The sequence below is a fragment of the Roseobacter weihaiensis genome (assembly GCF_020622345.1).
GTDB lineage: Bacteria > Pseudomonadota > Alphaproteobacteria > Rhodobacterales > Rhodobacteraceae > Roseobacter > Roseobacter weihaiensis.
Genome location: NZ_JACNMO010000005.1, coordinates 105,956 through 125,458, shown reverse-complemented (window position 1 = coordinate 125,458; position 19,503 = coordinate 105,956). Strand labels below are relative to the sequence as shown.

At 59.2% G+C, this 19,503-nt stretch carries 12 protein-coding genes and 1 pseudogene; 9 read left to right on the top strand and 4 right to left on the bottom strand.

Going from position 1 to position 19,503, the window contains the following annotated elements:
• Nucleotides 1–107 precede the first annotated feature (107 nt).
• Nucleotides 108–2,480, bottom strand: coding sequence for a DUF2339 domain-containing protein (locus H7847_RS07820; RefSeq protein WP_227268827.1), 2,373 nt, complete (start codon nt 2,478–2,480; stop codon nt 108–110).
• A gap of 1,665 nt (nt 2,481–4,145) precedes the next feature.
• On the opposite strand from H7847_RS07820, the gene H7847_RS26985 reads away from it, so the two are divergent.
• Nucleotides 4,146–7,466 carry a M10 family metallopeptidase C-terminal domain-containing protein gene (locus H7847_RS26985; RefSeq protein ID WP_406675975.1) on the top strand — a complete coding sequence of 1,107 codons (3,321 nt, stop codon included), beginning with the start codon at nt 4,146–4,148 and terminating at the stop codon, nt 7,464–7,466.
• An 84-nt stretch (nt 7,467–7,550) separates the two neighbouring features.
• Entirely contained in the window at nt 7,551–7,967 is a 417-nt protein-coding gene (locus tag H7847_RS07810) for a hypothetical protein (RefSeq protein WP_227268825.1), read from the top strand.
• Nucleotides 7,968–8,427: 460 nt separating this feature from the next.
• Here the strand turns inward: H7847_RS07810 and H7847_RS07805 are convergent, their stop codons facing one another.
• Nucleotides 8,428–9,645, bottom strand: coding sequence for a BCCT family transporter (locus H7847_RS07805; protein ID WP_227268824.1), 1,218 nt, complete (start codon nt 9,643–9,645; stop codon nt 8,428–8,430).
• Nucleotides 9,646–9,910: 265 nt separating this feature from the next.
• On the opposite strand from H7847_RS07805, the pseudogene H7847_RS07800 reads away from it, so the two are divergent.
• Nucleotides 9,911–10,225, top strand: a pseudogene (locus H7847_RS07800) (IS5/IS1182 family transposase); the annotation flags it as partial.
• A gap of 213 nt (nt 10,226–10,438) precedes the next feature.
• Here H7847_RS07800 and H7847_RS07795 read toward each other — a convergent pair.
• Both H7847_RS07795 and H7847_RS07790 read right to left on the bottom strand, forming a co-directional pair.
• A complete protein-coding gene (locus tag H7847_RS07795; protein ID WP_227268822.1) occupies nt 10,439–10,750 on the bottom strand; it encodes an antibiotic biosynthesis monooxygenase family protein in 312 nt (103 codons plus the stop codon).
• Nucleotides 10,751–10,816: 66 nt separating this feature from the next.
• A complete protein-coding gene (locus H7847_RS07790; protein ID WP_227268821.1) occupies nt 10,817–12,832 on the bottom strand; it encodes a TonB-dependent receptor domain-containing protein in 2,016 nt (671 codons plus the stop codon).
• A 213-nt stretch (nt 12,833–13,045) separates the two neighbouring features.
• On the opposite strand from H7847_RS07790, the gene H7847_RS07785 reads away from it, so the two are divergent.
• The 6 genes from H7847_RS07785 (at nt 13,046) to H7847_RS07760 (ending at nt 19,463) form a co-directional block, all read left to right on the top strand.
• Complete coding sequence (locus H7847_RS07785) at nt 13,046–14,092, top strand: hemin-degrading factor (protein ID WP_227268820.1); 1,047 nt, start codon at nt 13,046–13,048, stop codon at nt 14,090–14,092.
• The gene (locus H7847_RS07780; protein ID WP_227268819.1) at nt 14,089–14,988 is read left to right on the top strand and encodes a heme/hemin ABC transporter substrate-binding protein; all 900 of its coding nucleotides are present in this window, start codon (nt 14,089–14,091) and stop codon (nt 14,986–14,988) included. Before H7847_RS07785 ends, H7847_RS07780 begins: the two co-directional genes overlap by 4 nt.
• Before the next feature lie 31 nt (nt 14,989–15,019).
• Nucleotides 15,020–16,060: a FecCD family ABC transporter permease gene (locus H7847_RS07775; protein WP_227268991.1), complete on the top strand. Its 1,041-nt coding sequence runs from the start codon at nt 15,020–15,022 to the stop codon at nt 16,058–16,060.
• A 1-nt stretch (nt 16,061) separates the two neighbouring features.
• On the top strand, nt 16,062–16,850 hold the full coding sequence (locus tag H7847_RS07770; protein WP_227268817.1) for a heme ABC transporter ATP-binding protein: 789 nt from the start codon (nt 16,062–16,064) through the stop codon (nt 16,848–16,850).
• A gap of 631 nt (nt 16,851–17,481) precedes the next feature.
• Nucleotides 17,482–18,318 carry a MurR/RpiR family transcriptional regulator gene (locus tag H7847_RS07765; RefSeq protein WP_227268816.1) on the top strand — a complete coding sequence of 279 codons (837 nt, stop codon included), beginning with the start codon at nt 17,482–17,484 and terminating at the stop codon, nt 18,316–18,318.
• Nucleotides 18,319–18,341: 23 nt separating this feature from the next.
• The gene (locus H7847_RS07760; protein ID WP_227268815.1) at nt 18,342–19,463 is read left to right on the top strand and encodes an ABC transporter substrate-binding protein; all 1,122 of its coding nucleotides are present in this window, start codon (nt 18,342–18,344) and stop codon (nt 19,461–19,463) included.
• The last annotated feature ends 40 nt before the right edge of the window (nt 19,464–19,503 follow it).

Below are 19,503 nucleotides of genomic sequence, written 5' to 3'. Positions count from 1 at the left end.
GGCGGCCCATAGTATCTCGCCTCTGTGGGCCGCGTGTTGAGACCATTCGTAACAAATGTCCATGATGGGTTTCCTGGTCCCCCGCAGCAATCCAACATCCGTTTGGGTCAAAGGTGCTCACGGCCCATGCTCCGTCCGGCCCAGCGTCCAAGCCATGCCAGCGCGGCGAGCGCAACACCCAACAGCAGAAACGAAAACACCCGCGTCAGACCGGTCAACCCCGCCGCATCGATGAAGAATACCTTTCCCACCGCCAGAGCGATGACGGTCAGCCCCGCCCGCCGCATCGAATTCGAGTGGCGTGCCAAGGACTGATAAAACAAGCCTGCCCCGACCAGGAGGAGCGCAACGGTGTAGCTGTAAAGTTCAGGCTGGGAGATGCCTTGATCGAGGACCATACCCTCTGCGCCCTGCCAGTAGTGTCGGATCGTCGCAAAGACCCAGAACAAAATCAGGCCCGCAGCTATTGTCAGGAAACCGATTTTGGCCCGCCGGTCCAGAACATGTAGCCGTAGCGCTGTCGCCAGCAGCAAAAGGGCCGGCAAAAGATAGGCAATCGCCAGCGTATTGAAGACCGGCGGACCAAGCACCGTCCCGGACCAGTTACTGACGACCGGGTTCACGAACGTCAGGGCAACTAATGTGGCCCCAAATCCGAGAAGGCCGAAACCGACGGACAGCAAGATGCGTGCATAGCGCAGCAGTCCCCCCAGTGACAGCCGTTGGAGCTGCGCTGCCATCAGGCCAAGCCAGATCGTCGCATAAAGACCCATTGCCCAGTGTGACGCATCCTGGTTTTGAGACAAGGTGTCCAGCCAGCGAAAGAGAAGAATTGAGAGGAGCAACCCGGCCGTAGCCCAGGCGGCACTGTCCAGCATGGTTTTGGCTGTGGGCCGGGTCAGTCCGGTAATCAGGACGAACGCTGTGACAAAACCGGCCAGGGTGCCACAATGAATAAAAATGACCTCTGCAAGCGGTCCTTGCAGAGCGAAGCCTAAACCGGGATCTGCGATCACACGGTAGCCGATGGTGACAACACCCACGGTGATGAAGGCCGTCATCTGCGGTATCCGGAACGCCCGGTCCAGCGCGGCGGCGGCAACCACTGTCGCAACCAAGGCCAGCGTGAGTGCGGTCTCGGAGAACAGAATGGTGAAGGCAAATGCCAGTGCCGACAGCGCAGAGAGCACCGGCAGCGACATCCGCAGGCGATCATCCGGGCCGTCGGTTCGGGCCAACCGCTCGGCAAAGACGACCATCAGAGCGGCCAGTGATACGGCGTGCAGGGCCCAGGGGTATGCACCGATGACGGCGGCCGGTTCCCATAGGAGCTCGAGGCTGATCGCAGCCGCAGGTACTGACAGCGCCGCCGCAGCCGCCCAGATGAGACCAAAGCGAGCCTCCGAGCCGCGCGACGCCAGTGCCCGCCAGAACGCGAGAACCGAAACACCGGCTGCCATCAGAAGGAGGGCTGTCACTGCGAGCGGGAAATCCGCCTCGGGGGTATCGTCATAGTTTTCGTTGAACAAACGCCATACATCCATCCGCTCCTTGCCTTGCCACGTAAGCGCGCTGATGAGCCCGATGGCGGGCAGAAGGGCCACATCCTGAAGGGCAGGGCCCTGTCGTGTCCAAAGGATCAGCAAGGCAGCAAGCGTGGTCAGAAGCCCGGTTGCGAGCCAGAACTCGGTGACGCCTGCCATCGAGACCCAGAAAAGGCTCACCGCAGTTGCCAGCATTGCCGCGAACGCCACGCGCGCCGGAAAGTCGGGCCAGGGCGTCCCGGGTCTCCTGGCAAGCGCCTCAAGCACCATTGTGCCGTCATGATCGGGGGACAGGCGTCGGACAGGCACGAGGATCGCAAACACCACCACGGCCGTTACGAAAAGAGCGAAGGCGCCTGCGGTGCCCGGGCTGCCAAGGACAACCAGGCCTCCAGCCGCATAGGCCAAGACCAGCGTCAGCACCGTTATCCAGGCCCAGCGACGAACCGCGTCGATCCCAAGGCCAAGGATCGCGATCACGGCGAAATATCCATAGAGCCAGCTCGGGTCGTTTGAGCTGCCTCCGACAATGAAAGGTGCGATGAAGGCACCAGCGATCCCGACCGCCGCCAGAAGTGCGCCGTAGAACCAGCCCAGCACAAGCGCCACGACAGCCACCGCAACCATCCCGCTGAGCGCGGTCTCGGGGGTGATCAAATCGTACAAGAGACGCGCAGATAGAATGCCTCCAAACAGCGTGACGATCCCGGCTCCGGAAAATACAGACGGCAGGTAGGCGGTTGTTGCCTCATCGTTGTCGCCGTAGCGGCGGCGGATCACTTCGCCGACTGCGATCAGGGTTGCGCCAAAGGCAAGTGCGACCAAAACCCGGATGCGCGGTGGCAGGAGACCGTTTTCGACCCCGTATTGAACTAAAAAGATACCGGCAAGCGCCAGTGAAATGGCGGAGGCGACATAGAACCAGTTCCCGGACAACCAGGCCGCCAACTTTCGGAGGTTTTCGCGCCGCAGGACTACGGCTCGGGGCGGTTCAGCACTGCTTTCTGCCTGTTGCAATGGATCTTGCGACGCTGTGATGTTAGCCTCAGTGGTCGGTTCGATGACACCCTGCTTAGGCTGGACCCAGGGCCCAACGGTCCCTCCTGTGGGAAGAGGTTCGGGGGAAGTCATCGCATCCGGCGTTGCGGCGCCGGGTGTTAAGAAGCCTTGATCGTCCACAGGCTGTGCGCGGTCTCCGAGGCGTTCTTGCAACAACGTCAATTGCGTTTGCAGGTTTCGCAATTCGCGCTTAACGCCAAAATGCTGGACCAGTAGGTAGATGACCGCTACCGGGATCCCAAGGAATGCAAGTCCCAGAACAACAAACAACGCCTCCAACTCACGGCCCTTTCTTAAACAACTCTTTCAGTCTACGCGCATGCAATGCGGACGAAAACCCGTTGATGGCTCCAAACTCACCACAGCCATGTTAGGGTGCCTGAGGCGCTCATGAGGAGTGGTTGCATTCGATCTTTGGCTCAGGAAAACAACGGATTGATAGAGAATACGCTCACGCCACTTTGGAATTGGGCAGCCAATACAGGCCATTCGCATCAGCGAAAACGGACCTGACCGGTTGCCATATCGGACATCCGTCCACCGCGCCGCACTCTTGGCCGGATCAGCGGTTGCAATACGGGAAAGGCAACCCCGCGGTTACGCAAGTCTAACCTCCGTTCTTAGGGCGTTCAGGGCGGTGCCGATCAGTCCGCCACGCTACAGGTCAACCTGTCGGCGGAGCATCACAATTGACCTCTGGGATGCGCCTTGATTTTGGCGCGCGCGGGCGCTTGGGCGCTTCATTGGCCCACCAAATTCTGATCTTGATGGTGGGGAGTGTCGCTGTGCCTACACGCTCCGGTTACCAAGCCAAATTTCGCCGATAGTGTTACTATCCGGATTTCCAGTTGAATTTAATACGTAAATCTCGAAAAAAAGAAGCACAGGCAGAATCGTAACCACATAAAAACACCGCATTATTATTGATGAAGGTGTAAAGTTTTTACAGCCAGCACATTTTCTCCGCCGTCAGCACACACGAAGCCAGTTGATACTTGGCTCAATCAAACCCGAACAGCCTCAACAACTTTTGGTTGTCCGATAGGGAGTCCTTAAACATGCCTTCTCCGATCCAGATCAACGACCAATGGTGGGTTAACGATCAGACGTCAGACAATCCATCTGGCAAAAACAAAGACTGCGAAGCCTTCCTAGATTACGTCGGCACGCTGACCCGCGGCCTGACCCCGACGACTTGAATTTACGCCTCCGGCATCGTTAAGAAAGGATGATCTGAACATGTGCATCATGTGTGAAATGGGGTACGGCCCCGAGCAAGAAACTTCTTTTGGAAAGATCGGGTTTCAAAAGGCTGGATTTCAAGCGAACTTGGATGAAACCACAGCTCTTCAAGAGACGATGCCTGATCTGGCGGCTCTCGAAGAAGAACATGTCCCGGATCCTGTTGCCTCGGGTAGCTCTACCGAAACCCCGGACGCCGCAAACGGTCCTGAAGCGATGCTTTCGCGCGCAGAGGGCGGACCACTTCAACTGTCGGCCAACGCGCAATTCGATACCGACAACGCCAGCGAGCAATGGTGGATCAACGATCAGACGCCGGACAACCCATTCGGTAAAAGTGAGGATTACGAAGCCTATCTCAACTATCTGGGCGCCCTTCCTCGCGACCTGACGCCAGAGATCGCGGGTAAGCCGATGCGGATCAATGTCCAGGAGCTCAGTAACCATCCCGACTATCAGGAGTCTGCTATAGGCGCCCTGGAGATGTGGGCCTCTGTCGCCCCGTTTCAGTTCGAAATCGTCGACGATGCGCCATTCGATGCGGAAACGGACTGGATGCAGATTGTCAGCCCCGAATTGGGCGAGCAGAGCGACGGGAGCGCCTTTTCAAGCAACCGCTTTATCAGCGTCGGTCAACGGTTCCACGACACCGAGCCGAACTTGACCGATATCGGCGGCTATGTTTTCGACAGCTTCATTCACGAACTGGGTCATGAGTTCGGCCTGAACCATCCCGGCCTTTACAATTATAGCGGCCCCGGGGGCGTGCAGATCAACTACCTGAACAATGCGACCTGGACCTATGACCGTCAGCAATACAGCGTCATGTCCTACTTCGATGGGATCGATGTCGGCGAAGACAGCCGCTGGTCGGCCTCGACGCCGCTGATGGGGGATATCGAAGCCGTCATTCGCAGCTATTTCTCCACAGTGGACGAGGATGGGGAGCGGACCTATCAGACCATCGACCTGAATACCGATGACGACGTCTACGGGTTTAACAGCTCGAAATATGGCTATGAGCTCACGTCATCGGGCATGCAGCGCGACATCGGCTTTGTGATCCATGATACCGGCGGCACCGATACCGTCGACTTTTCCGGCTCCACCGCGGGCACGATCCTTGATCTGCGTGCCGGACAGTTCTCCAGCGTCAACGGGCACAACAACAACGTGTCGATCTTTGCCGGGCACAACGCCGATGAGACCGAGTATTACATCGAGAGCGGCATCGGCAGTCGGTATGACGACATTCTGATCGGCAATGACGGCGACAACGTTCTGGATGGCCGTGGCGGCGCTGACCGGATGGCGGGGAACGATGGCGACGACACCTATTTCGTCGATTCCGTTGACGACATCGTGCGCGAGGAAGCGGATGGCGGCAACGATACGGTCATCGTGATGTCCAGAGACCTCGACATAGGCGAAATCGCCAATGTCGAAAACATCATCTACGCCGACGGCGCGGCCGACCAGCTGGCGGCGGACCAGCCAGAAGACACGGGCGGTGAAACCGCATCCAGCGTGGGCGACAATACCCGGACCAGCATCATCTTCGGTGACGACAGCAGTGAAACGCTGGACGGCGGCAGCGGTGACGATACGATCTTCGGCATGGGCGGTGATGACATGATCATCGGCGGGCGCGACTCGCTTGCCAGCCGCGATGTCAACAACACCATCGACGTCGCAGACCTCGAAGACCAGACCGAGAGCGACGATGGCAACGACTCGCTTTACGGCGGAGATGGTAACGACATGATCCTTGGCGGTCAGGGCGATGACCTGCTCGATGGCGGTGACGGTGACGATATGATGAGCGGCCAGGCCGGTGTCGATGTCTTCCGGGGCGGTGACGGCGTCGACACGGTTGACTACAGCCGCGAGAGCCCCTTCCAGCTGCTCGTCAATCTTGAGACCAATGTCGCCAGCGGCGGTACCGCGTCGGGTGACACATTCTACGATATCGAGAATCTGATCGGGTCCGACGACCGCATCGACCGGTTCATCGGGACCTCCGCGGCAAACCACTTCTTGGGCCAGGGCGGCGGCGATGTCTTCAACGGCCGCGACGGCGATGACATATTGGATGGCGGCAATGATGGCGACATCCTCTACGGTGAAGGCGGCGACGACACGATCATCGGGGGTGCCGGGCAGGACTATCTGGATGGCGGCGAAGGCAATGATACAGTCGTCTACAGGGGCAGCTCCAGTGGCGTGACGGTAGACCTCGCCAATGGTACGGCCACGGGCGGTGATGCCGATGGACCCGTGCAGATCGTGGGCCGTGGCACGACAATCCGGCACGACATCCTCGTCGATCTCGAAAACGCCGTGGGCTCTTTCCACGATGACCGGCTGATCGGCGATGACCAGATCAACGCCCTCTCGGGCGGAGCAGGGGACGACATTCTGACCGGCGGCGGCGGCGAAGATCTGTTGAACGGCGGGGCCGGCAGTGACACGGCGGATTACTCCGATGCGACCAGCGGGGTCCGGCTCAATCTGCGCCGCGACACCTCTGAGGGTGACACCTATGTCTCGATCGAGAACCTCTCCGGATCGGGCTTTGACGACCGTCTGCAAGGCAACGCTGCCGCCAATGTGCTGACGGGGCAGGGCGGCGACGATGAGCTGCGCGGCGGTCGCGGTGATGACACGCTGCTGGGCGATTTCGCCTATCAGGGTGATGCGCTGCCGACACCGGGAATGGGCACCGGCTATGCCACGCTGGGACCGGATGCGACGAATAACTCCATCGCGACGGCCTTCGACATTTCGGATAATTTTTCTCTGGCCGAGGACCCTGACATCTTCGATTCGACCACCGTGCTTCACACGACTGTGGAAGCCACCGGGAACGGACAGGGCGGCTATTACAGTATCGATCTGGCGGCTGGAACCATCCTGTCAATCGACATTGACGGCATTGCCGATCCAAACGTGCATGACAGCTGGGTCCGGCTGCTGGACAGCAATGGCGATATCGTCACCGAAAACGATGATGGCGGTGGCGACCCCGGATCAACAAGCAATCGGGATTCAAGCACGGTTTTTGTCGTGGAGGAAACAGGCACCTATTACATCCTGCAAGGCAGCTGGACGGCGGAGTCCGAGGAAGGCGGCTGGACGGAAGCCGTGCCCGAGGGCTCGACCTATACGCTGAACGTCTCGGTGGACTTCCCCCCCGCACCCGCTGAACCGGGGGAGGCGGGTGCCGATATGCTGCGCGGTGGCAGGGGCAGCGACCTGCTCGATGGCGGGCTGGAGGCCGATACGCTCATTGGCGGAGAGGGAGAGGATTCTTTCCGGTTTTCGACAGCGCTTGGAGACGGCAATATCGACACGATCGAGGATTTCGAAGTCAGCGAGGACGTGATCCTTCTGGACAATCTCATCTTTGAAGACGTGGGCGATGAGGGCGTACTTTCGTTCGGCGCGTTTCACGGGAGTGCGACGGGGGCAAGCCGTGATGGCGATGACCGCATCATCTATGACACCGGCAATGGGGCGTTGTCCTATGACGCGGACGGCTCTGGTGAGGTTGATGCAATCCAGTTTGCGCAACTGGGTACAAATCTGGATCTTTCGGCAGACGATTTCATTATCATCTGACGCGGGACGAGAGGGGTGCTTTTCAGGCGCCTCTTCTGAAGCCATCCCCTATGCGCGGAGCTGCCACCTGAGGAGAGTAAAGAGGTGAGAGAGCTTGTGATGAAGCCCCGGATCAATCGCCGAACCCTATTCGCAACCGCAGGATTTGCGGCTGTCGTCGCGGTCGTCGGAGCAGTATCGGCGCAACCACAAGATATGCACGGCACCATCAAATTCGAAAGTGGCAAGGCGATCCCGGAAGGCCGGATCGAGATCTATCTGGAGGACTCGGCCCTGCAGGAAAAAGAACAACGTCGCCATGTGAAAACGCGGATCAAAAGCGACGGCGTTTCACAGACGATAGCGTTTTCCTTGGCGGTGCCCGCAAGCTCGACCCCTTCGCCAACGCTGCAGGTTGTTGCCCGTCTGGAGGGTGAAGACGGCTGGCTTCTGGCGCGGGGCAGTGCGCAGGTCGCAACTGGATTACCCGTCTCTATCACGCTCAACAAGGCGATGTATTGAAGGCGCCAAGTCCAATTGACACCTACGTTCGGAAACTATGGAGGATGGCTGTATCAAAGAGCTTCGGCGGAAGGAGCATCTATTGGTTTCAGCGCAATAGCTGGAGCCCATTCGCCGGTGACTATGGATTGCAAAGCGGCGCACCGTGCATTGGACAGGCCCGCAGATGGGGCGCGGGATTTTCGGCTATTCCGAATGATCGAACACCTACCCATCTGGCATCTCCGCTGGAGTGAGCGAGGAACTCGACTGCTGCCAACCGGCATTCCTGCACATCGCGGCAATTTCGGGACTTACATCGACGCGAGGCGGCGTGGAGCTGCAGCTTACCAAACATTCCCTTTTTGAGCCGCGCACGGAGGCCTGCGCAAAGCCTCAAGCAATTGTGGACACGTAACAGCGCACCCGCCAAGACTTTTGGGAACTGCGCCGGCTCCAGTCCGGCGCAGCTTGGTTTTGACTAGTTTGACACCTTGATCTTTTCGAAATCGAGGTCGTTTTCGGGCGGTGAGGTTGCGATCGACAGAACCCCGTCGCGGTGACGGAAAAGGATGTAGATCACACAAGCCAGATAGATCGCCACCACGACGGCACCGATCCACTGAATCTGCAGCCACTGGCTTTTGAACAGCAGGGTGAGACCAAAGAGAACGGCCACGTTGCCCGCGATGTACCAAAACTTGCCAAACCGCTGGGCGGTGATGTTCAGGTTGTCCGAGTAGAGCCGGATCAAGCTATCCAGAGAGTTGATGACGAACGTTACGCCGACAATCACCATTGCAATGTTCAGCAACCCGTCTGTGCTGATCTCACTCACGTAGTAGTGGTAGAGAACCGAGAACCAGATCGCCAGCGGGATCGATGGAATGACAAGCAGTGCCAGCAAAAGGTGCTGTGTTTTCAACCCACCCACAAAGCGGGAGGTGAACTGGCCAATCATGATCGACCAAGCGAACCACCAGAACAGATAAAACTCGTGATAGGCGTTGATCGGAACGACGAATTTATGGATATTCGTGAAGTACCCCCCGATATTCGACAGGGTCCCGGCCAGCCCTGTAATACCCAGATCTCCGATGGCCCACATCAGCACGATCAGCGACAGGAAGAGGAATGTTGAGCCGACACTCAGGATGCGGACAAACTTGATGTCGGTGCTTGAGTAAGCCGCAGCCAGAATGACGCAGAAGACAATCACATAGAACGTCGCGACGACCGTCTCGCCATCACCGATTTCGGGGATATAGAACGGGAGATAGACAAGGAAGAGACTTGCGGTGAATGCACAGGTGCCAATGATGACAATGTTGTTGAGAACCCGGACGAAGGGGATGTCAAAGAACTTTACACGCGGTTCGATAGCGCAGAAATAGAAGCTTGTCAGGAAGTAGAACCCCCAGATCAGAAAGCCCCAAAAGCCGAATTCAATCGCCAGTGGGTTGGTGAAGCTATATTCGGGATTTCCTGCCGTGTCGGCATAGGTTGGGAATTCACCCAATGGGAACATGATAAGACCGACATCCAGACCGGATGTGAACAGGATCGCGATAAAGGTGAACAAGGGTACGGGCGTGACGCCAATCACCGGCATGTTCCACCACTTGATCACGCAGAACACCACGAGCGCGAGCGCCAGCAGTATCCCGAAGGATATGATGAGTGTGAGTGTTGCTTCCATTGGTCTCTCCCAGTTCACGGCCCTTCTTCGTGTGAAAGGATTGCCGCCTTTGAATTATTGCACGTCACCCGGTTCTTAACAGACTGGTGCGCAAGGATACTCTTACATTATACCGGGCCGAGGGTCGGGAAGAATTTGGTGCACGGCATTTCAAGGAAACCTTGGGTCGATGGAGCAGTATTCTAGTATCGTCGCAGCGGAGTGCAATCCGATTGCTGGATGTAGCAGGGCATCCGCAATCGGTTCGAAGACCTGCTGTGCTGAACCGATGCTGGGCTTGCTGGTCGACCGCAAGGTCGCGCCGCACGTTTCTGTCTTCGACAAGGCGGCCCGATCTGGCGATACGTGGGTGAGAGCGCCCGTCGAATGGGATGCAGAGAATGACTTATGCATTTGCCCTGAAGGTCCCCGGCTGAAGCAGGCGCGCGAAACTGCTCTGACCCGAACCGTGGACCGATGAGCAAAGCCGTGTCCTGTTATGGCGTTTTGAAACAAACCGGCCAGGCCTGCCCATCCAAAGCCAAATGCTGTCTGACTACCCGATGCGCGCGAAATCACCTGTGAGGAACATGACGACGCAGCAGATTTTAGCGCCTTTCGCCACGAGAGCGCGGTTCCTGTGACCATCGTGGGGCAGACAGAGTATCCACCGGAGCCTGCAAAAGACGGTGCATGAACATGCGCCGTTCATCTTCAACAACGTTGAAAAGGACCTTGGCGATACCGGGTGGCACCTGCTGTCTCATGGTGCTGATTGTCTGTGCCGGGCAGCCCTATCAGATCGTGATCGCGCTCAGGCGATGTGCTGGATCGTTGAGAACCCTTCGAATGTGGGCGATCCTTCGTGCAGTTTGGCGGTTGCTCCCGCGTTCTTATGTGCATCGCGAAAGGCCGTGCTGCGGGTCCAGTCTCTAAAAGCGTCCTCGGACGCCCAGACGGTGTGAGAGGCGTAAAGGATAGTGCCCTTGGCCTCCGGACCCTTGAGCATATGAAACTCAACAAAGCCATCCATGTCTTTCAGGTGGCTGTCCCGCCCCAGCCAAAGCGCCTCAAACGCCTCGGCGTTCTCGGTCCGGACTGTGAACCTGTTCATTGCGATAAACATATCTGGTCTCCATTGGGTCGTTCTACATGGGTCTTCATTTGGCATCTCCCGGGCGTCGATCAAGGCTCAGAAGGTCGCAGCGAGCGTCAGGATGAAATTGCGCCCCGTCGCATTGCGTGTCGAGAGGCGCGGCTGATAGACTTTGTCAAAGACGTTTTCGATCCCAAAGCGGATTTCCGTGCCCTCCAACAGCCCTCGTTGTGGCATATAGGTCGCGCGCAGATTACTGACGCCAAAACCAGGCGCAATATCTGTGCCTTCATCATACCGTCGCTGCGCGACCAGTTCGTAACTCAGATCCAGCATGTCGCTGATCCTTTGTCCCAGCGTGATTCGGACCGAATCTGCCGGATTGAACCGGTAATCCTGCACCGTGCCGTTCAGCAATGTCTCTTCTCCATCTGAGATATGCGCGTTCAGATCGACATAGAGGCCGTTCTGCCGCGCATAGGACGCCTCCAGTTCAAAGCCATCCCGGTCAACCGCATCCACGGAATCAAGTGGATTGCCGATGGCCCGTATGGTTGTGACATTGCTGGATTCTTGCGTATAGTAGTTCAGCTTCAGCGCGAGAGCATCGCCTGTCTCAAAAACATCCTGCCCGTCGTACGCCACGCCGACCTCATAGGTTGTGGCTCGCTCGGATTGCTGGATGAGGTCGCTGCTGATATCGTCAATGATGGGCAGATTGACTGTATAGGCACCCGAGCCGAAGACGGAGATACCATTGGCAAAAGCGTACCGGAGTGAAAGTCCGCCCATCAGCGCATCATCCCCGAATTCTGCCGCGCCGTTGATCGGATCCTCCGTGATCTCCTGGGTTTCGTAGCGCAGCGCTGGCATGATGGTCCAGGCATCCCCGATCTGCATCTCGTCGACCAGAAACAGCGCAAAGACCTCTTTTTCGCCCCCGGGGGCGGCCCCGGCGCTGGCGTCCTGACGCTCGCGCAGGATGTACTCGGCCCCGGCACGCAACTCGTGCTGCACGGCTGCCATCTCAAACAGCGCCGTATTGCGGATCCGCAAGGTTGTGGTCTCATAGCGGTTGTCGGCATCAAGAAGGTTGAGGCTGAAAACCGGCAGAGACCGGTCAATTGCCTGGCTCTCTATAAGCTCATCCGAATAGGTCAGCTCCACATCGAGATTGATGAGGTCGCTGCCTGCTGGATCGTAATTGTACCGCAAGCTGGCCACTTCGTTTTCGATGAAACGGTCAACGTTGCCGAAATTGGCGAGACCGAAGGTATCGTAGGGCACGTCAAACTGCTCTTGCTCGGTATTGGAGTAGCTGAAGGTCAGGGAATGCGCCCGGGTTTCACCGAAGGTGTAGCGGCCCTTGAGGAGATAGGACGGGTCATCCAGATCCCCTGCGTCGGGGTTGATGTCGTCGCCATTGCCATCGGTGCGGACATCCAGCGTCCGGCGGGTATAATTAAAGAGAAGCTCGAGGTTTTCGTCGGGCTTCCATCCCAGGATGGTGGAACTGGTGATGCCATCGCCGTTTGAAGAGAACTCAAGGGTCTGACGCCCGCCAAAGCCAAGCCGCTCTCCAAGGATGTCGGAGGCGTTGATGGTTTCCAGGCGCACCACGCCCCCAAAGACGCCGGAGCCGTATTCAAACGACCCGATCGTGCCTCGGATGACTTCAACCTCACGGAAGAGGAAGGGGTCGGAATAGAGCTGCGTGCCGATACGATAAAGTTCTTCGCTGCCCTTTGTGGCACCATCCACCTGGATAAGTACCTTCTGGTCTGTCCCGAAGGTACCGTTGGCGCCGTATCCGCGGATGTTGATGCCGGAGCCTGCTGCAGTTGCGCCGTTGACCAGCGTGACCCCGGGAACGGAATCAATCAGTTCCGCGATCGTACCCGCCTGCCGGTCCTTGATCTCTCTTTCGTCAATGGTGGTGGTGGGAATGGCCGTGTCGGTTGCCACATCACGTTTGCTTTCGCCAAGAATGATGGTGCCGAGATAGGTCTCTTCGTCGGTTGTCTCCTGATCCTTTGACAAGGCAGGATAGGAGGCAGTGCAGAGCACCGCAGTGGTGATGCGCAGCAGGCTGCGCAAGGATAACAGATGCATTGAGGGCCCCTCGAAAGCTGGCTGATAGCTGAGCTTGCAGGGGGCTGGCCGCGGCGAAATCAGGTGGTTTAAAGCAAGTTATTCACTTGGCTCTTGCAGGATTACCTTAAACTTACTAAAATTGTCAAGAATGTCTGCAGATTCCGCAAGCCAGGTGAAACGCTTCACCAAGCCAGTTCTGATCCCGCCCTTAAAAAGAATTGGTAAGCCGTGATGACACACCTGACCCCCGAAGAGATTCGTGCGGCCCGGACCGCAGACAGCAAGACCCGCGACCGTGATCTGGCCGAGAAACTGGCGCTCACCGAAGCACAGCTCGTTGCTGCTCATATTGGCCATGGGGCGACCGCCGTTGTGCCCCATCCGGACCAGATCATGCATGCTGCCGGGAGCTTTGGTGAAACAATGGCGCTGACCCGCAACGTGGCTTGCGTGCACGAAAAGATCGGCGTCTACGCCAACTATCATCCAGGGCCGCATGCAGCGATGGTATTGACGGAAGAGATCGATCTGCGGATTTTTCCGAGCCACTGGCGCCACGCCTATATGGTCGAGAAAGAGACAGAGGCCGGGATGCGGCGCAGTTTGCAGGTTTTCGACGCAGCAGGAGACGCAGTGCACAAGGTCTTTCTGCGTGACGAGACCGCTGTCGACGCATGGGCGGACGCACCGGCAAACATTGCGCTGCCGGATCAGGAAGCCACCCTTGTGGTTGCCGCCCGAAAACCGCCGGAGGTGCCCAAATCTGACGTCAGCAAGCTGGATATTCTGCGCAAGGAATGGGTGCGGATGACCGACACCCACCAGTTCATGCGCCTGACGTCCAAACTCAAGATGAACCGGCTGGGGGCCTACCGCATCGCGGGCGCCCCCTTTGTGCGCGCAGTGCCCCCGAAAGCCGTCGATGCGATGTTGGAAGCGGTGCGGGATCAGCAGATCGAGATCATGCTCTTTGTCGGCAACCGGGGCTGTATCCAGATACACACGGGCCCAATCCGGACCCTCAAGCCCATGGGCCCCTGGCAAAACGTCATGGACCCGGGTTTTAACCTGCATTTGCGCCGGGATCGGATCGCGGAGGTTTGGGCGGTTGATAAGCCAACGCAACGCGGCCCCGCAGTCTCGGTCGAGGCATTTGATGCGCAGGGCACGCTGATTTTTCAGGTTTTTGGTCTGGGCAAGGAGGGGCGCGACAGCCGCCCCGCCTGGCGCGAAATCGTCAAAGCGCTACCCACACTTGAAGTGGAAGCTGTACAATGAGGCGGCGGCAGGTCTGGGCCGGGCGCTTGGGGTTGAGTGACCGTGTTGCCGTGATCGTGATACTGGTGCTCCTCGCGCTCGGCATCGCAACCTCCAACGCGCGCGGAGAGGCGGCGGCGATGCGCGTCGTCTCTCTGGGCGGGTCGGTTACCGAGATCGTCTTTGCCTTGGGCGAAGAGCATCGGCTGGTCGCCCGCGACACCACATCAAGCTTTCCCGAGGCAGCAACGGCTCTGCCGGATGTGGGCTACATACGCGCGTTGTCACCCGAAGGTGTGTTGAGCGCCAAGCCCGATCTCATCATTTCCGAGCAAGGCGCAGGGCCGCCTGACACACTCGATCTGCTTAGATCGGCGCAGATCCCGTTCATCGAGATGCCACAGGCCCGGACCGCGGACCAGATTGCAGAAAAGATCACTGCTGTGGGGGCCGCTCTGGGTGTCCCGGACAAGGCGGCAACGCTCGCCGCAAGAGTTTCAGCGGACCTGCAAGCGACAGCTGAAGATATCGCCGCCTCGGGTCAGCCACGTCCACGCGTCATATTCCTTCTCAGCACCCAGGGGGGGCAACTCATGGCTTCCGGTACCGATACCTCTGCGGATGCAATCATCAGTCTGGCCGGTGGGGAAAATGCCATCAGCACCTTTGATGGCTACAAATCCGTAACGGCAGAGGCGATCGCATCCGCAGCGCCGGATGTGATCCTGATGATGGACCGCGCGGGCGAGCACGCCAGCAGTGATGCAGAACTTTTCGACATGCCCGCGCTCCGCACCACACCTGCCGCGCAGGCCCAGGCTGTGGTGCGGATGAATGGTCTTTTGCTGTTGGGGTTCGGCCCGCGCACGGCAGAGGCCGTGCGCGCGTTGCACAACGCGCTCTACGCCGCGGGCTGATGCGGTGACGCTGGCCGACCAGAATGTTGCAATGGTGGTGGATCGCCGCCAACGCGCCCGGCAGCTTCACGGCATCCTGGCACTTGTTCTGGTCGCGGTGTCGATCACCAGCCTCGCCGTGGGCGCTTCCGGCACATCTCTCTGGCGCGCCCTCTGGAGCCTTGCCATGGGTGCGGGCACAACAACGACAGAGGCGGTGATCCTTTGGGAGATCCGGGCGCCGCGCACGCTGCTGGGGGCCTGTGTTGGTGCGGCGCTGGCGGTGTCCGGTGCGGTCATGCAGGGGCTTTTCCGCAATCCGCTGGCCGACCCCGGTCTTTTGGGCGTCAGCGCGGGCGCGGGCCTCGGCGCGCTCCTGGCCATTGTGGTGGGCGGTGCGCTGCCTTTCGGCATGGCCGGTGTGTTCGGTGATGCGCTGCTGCCGGTCATGGCCTTTGTGGGTGCATGGGCCTCCATGATGGTGCTCTATGCTGTTGCCACAAGGTCTGGGCGCACCTCGGTGGCCACGATGCTGCTTGCGGGGATCGCACTGGGCGCGCTGACGGGTGCTATTTCGGGCCTGTTGATCTTTCATGCTGATGATCTGCAACTGCGCGAGCTCACCTTCTGGCAGCTGGGCTCGCTCGCGGGCAGTTCCTGGGCCAAGGTCTTGATCGCCGGCCCCGTTGTCCTTTTGGCCACGCTGATCGCCACGACCCTTGCGCGCGGGCTGAACGGTCTCGCCCTTGGCGAAGCCTCGGCCCATCACATTGGCATCAATGTGCAACGCACAAAAAACATCGCGATCCTGGCCGTCAGTGCGGCCACCGGAGCTGCGGTGGCGGTCTCGGGCGGCATCGGGTTTGTGGGCATCGTGGTGCCGCATCTTCTGCGGCTGGCCACAGGACCCGATCATCACGGCCTGCTGGTCAATTCGGCCCTGCTCGGGGCAAGTCTGCTGTTGATGGCGGATATCATTTCGCGCTTTGTGGTGGCACCCGCGGAATTGCCCATCGGGATCGTGACCGCCGTGCTTGGCGCACCCTTCTTTTTGTGGATCCTCCTGCGCCGCCGCAGCGTGGTGGATTTGTGATATGATCAGGGCCAAGGGGATCACGCTGCGATATGGCGCAAAAACCATTCTTGACCGTCTGGATTTTCAGGCCCGACCGACGGCCCTGACCGCGATTGTCGGGCCCAACGGCTCTGGCAAGACAACCCTGCTCAAGGCTCTGACCGGAGAAACACCCTGCACGGGCGACGTAACGGTCGCCGGTTACGATATCGCGGTGACGCCGGCGTGGCAGTTGGCAAGCGTCCGGGCAGTGCTGCCGCAATCGACGCCGATGTCCTTTCCCTTTCAGGCCATCGAAGTGGTCCGTCTCGGGCTCGGTCAGGGTCTGTCACAGGACGCGCGTCTGCCGTACCGGGCTTTGGCGCGTGTCGGTCTGACCGGGTACGAGGCACGCTTCTACCAGGAGCTTTCCGGCGGAGAACAGCAGCGCGTTCAACTGGCGCGCGTCCTGTGTCAGGTCTGGGAGCCAATGGTGGCCGGTCAGCCCCGTTGGCTCTTTCTGGACGAGCCCGTTTCGAGCCTGGACATTGGTCATCAGTTGCAGGTCATGCGGATTGCGCGCGACTACGCAGATGCCGGAGGTGGCGTGGTCGCGGTCATGCATGATCTCAATCTCTCGGCGATGTTTGCCGATCAAGTTGTGCTGATGCGGTCCGGTCGTATCGTTGCAGACGGCCGGGTGGACCTCGTGCTCACGGATGAAAACCTCTCGGACGCTTATGACTGTCCGGTCCGCACGCGACGACCTCCGCCATCGTCCGACTGGTACCTGCTGCCGCAAGCGGCGGTTCAGCCTGATGTCGCTTGACAGGTGCGGCCGTGGCCAAAGCTGTGAGTGACGGGCAACCCCAGTCCGCAATACAAATCATAGCTTCTTTCTGAGACGATCAGGCGGCCCGGCCTCATACGTCAGCAAAACGGCATTTGCCGATGCAACCTTAATTCGGGCGAAGTGGCCGGACATCAGGGTGTGATGCTGCTGCGGGCGCCGCCAGCCACCTGAAATGCGGGCCTCACATCATTGTAATTTGACATACCGTGCTGGTATCTGACCGGCGATTGTCGTCCCTATTCGTCGCCCTGAGTGTGGGCATGCTCTACCGTTCGGGAGGTACCGCATGCGCAGCCCAATTCCGATTTCAGCCGGAGTTGATTTGCTCTTGCCTGGCGGCTTTCGGCAACCTCGTCGCGCTGCTTGGGAAGGGCCTTGCGACTGTGGCTTCGGCCTGCTGATGCAATTCGCCAAGCCGCGTTGCGGGATCGGATGATCTGCTGAGAAGGTCTACCAGACCCGCGAAAACCTTTTGAGTTCAGAGTATTGGTAGGCGCACGGAGGTAGGTATTTTCAACTTGCGGCGGAGTTGATGCGCGCTCAGCAAATAAGCTTGCAAAGAATCAATATTAATGCAAGAAGACGTGCAAGGGGTGGTGGAGTTTGCATGTCTCTTATTGAAACGATCTCGGATCAGGCAACGTCACTGACGCCCAGCGAGCGGCTGCTTGTCGAGAATGTGATTGAGAGCCCCACGGCCGCGGCGCTCGGCACAGCAGGTGAATTGGCGAGATCTGTGGGTGTCCACGAGGCGACCGCCTCGCGTCTCGCCAAGAAGCTGGGCTTCGACAGCTATGCGGCCTTCCGCGATGCGCTGCGCGATGAGTTCATCGCCACCCGCGAAACCGCGACCCGCTTTGAAAAAACCATTACAGAGAGCACTTCTGACACGATTCTCGGCAAGCTGGCGCAGGACGAGGCGCAAGCGCTCGGCCGGATCGAGGAATTCATCAGCGCTGGCCAGATTGCCAGCACGGCCCGGATCCTGATGAATGCGCAGCGGATATTTGTTTACGGCTGTGGCAACGCCGAGGTTCTGGCGCTGATGATGGTCAAGCGGTTTCGCCGCTTCGGCAAGGATGTGCAACAGCTCGATACCGACCCGCGTGGTCTGGCCGAACAGATGCTGGGCCTCCAGCGGGGCGACGTGGTTTTGAGCTTTGCGTTTCGCCGCCCCCCCCGAGGCTACGCGGCATTGATGGAGACCGCAAAGGAGACTGGTGCAGAGACCATCATGATTTCGGGCAAGTCGGGTGCGCTTCTTGTGCCGCAGCCAGACCATATCCTGGCCGCACCGCGGTCCGGCGATCGGGATGCTTTTCAGACACTGACCGTGCCGATGACGGTGTGCAATGCCATCGTCATTGCGGCCGGGTTGACCGCGAAAGATGAATCTCTGAAGAAACTCGACCGGCTGGGACAGCTGATCGAGCGGTTTGAATAACAACGATTCCAAGGGAGGATCACATGAAGCTTATGAAGGCAACGCGCCTCGCCGCAGTCTGCATTCTTGTTTCATCGGCCGCGCAGGCCGATGATCGCCTGAACGAGATGGGCCCCGAAGAACTGCTGCCGCTTGCCCAGGAAGAGGGCACGGTGACCGTCTATTCCTTCACCAGTCGGATCGGGCGGGTTGAGACGGCCTTTGAGGAAGCCTATCCCGGCATTGACCTCCAAGGCTTTGACATTTCGTCGACCGAACAGATCGCGCGGCTTCGCGCCGAGGCGCAGGCCGGGGTGGCCAATGCGGACGTGATCTATATCTCCGATACGCCGGTGGTGCTGACTGAATTGCTGGAGACCGGGATCATAGCGCCCTACGTGCCGCCCCGCGTTGCAGACCGCGTGGACCCGGAATACCGGAGCCCGCTTCTGGCGCAGCGCCTGTCGACCAAGGTGCTCATGTATAACGAAGACGCCAATCCGGACGGCGCGCCCGTCTCCAACCTCTGGCAACTGACGACTGATGAATGGCGTGGCCGCGTCGTCATGGTCGATCCGTTGCAGCGGGGCGATTACCTCGACCTGATGACCGAGATCGTGCTGCGATCTGACGACATGGCCACCGCGTATGAAGCGCAGTTCGGCGAGGCCATCGCATTGGACGGCGCGGCCAATGCAGGGGAGAAATTCATCGCGGACCTTTTTGCAAATGACGTGATCCTCGTGGGGTCCACCGATGATGTGAACGTCGCGGTGGGGGCCATCGGGCAGGACAATCCGCCGGTTGGTTTCACCAGTTATTCGGACCGCCGCGATAATGAAGACGAGGGATGGGCGTTGCAGGTTGCCAATGCGGTAGAACCCGCGCCTGGCATCATCTTCCCTGCTGTGCTGGCCTTGTCAGCCGAACCGGGCAATCCGGCGGCTGCGCGGCTCGTGATCGACTTTCTGATGGGGGATGAGAGCGAAACCGGCGGGCCTGGCCTTGCCCCTTTCTATGTCGCAGGCGACTACGTGACCCGCACCGACATCCCACCGCATCCTGACGCGGTGCCGCTGGAAGACTTTACCGCTTGGCGGATCGCCCCGGCAGAGACCGCCAAGATCCGCGCCGAAATCGGCGACCTGATCCTCACCCTGCAATAGCGGGTTTCTCCCAGTCGGTGGCAGGCGTCGTGATGCGCCT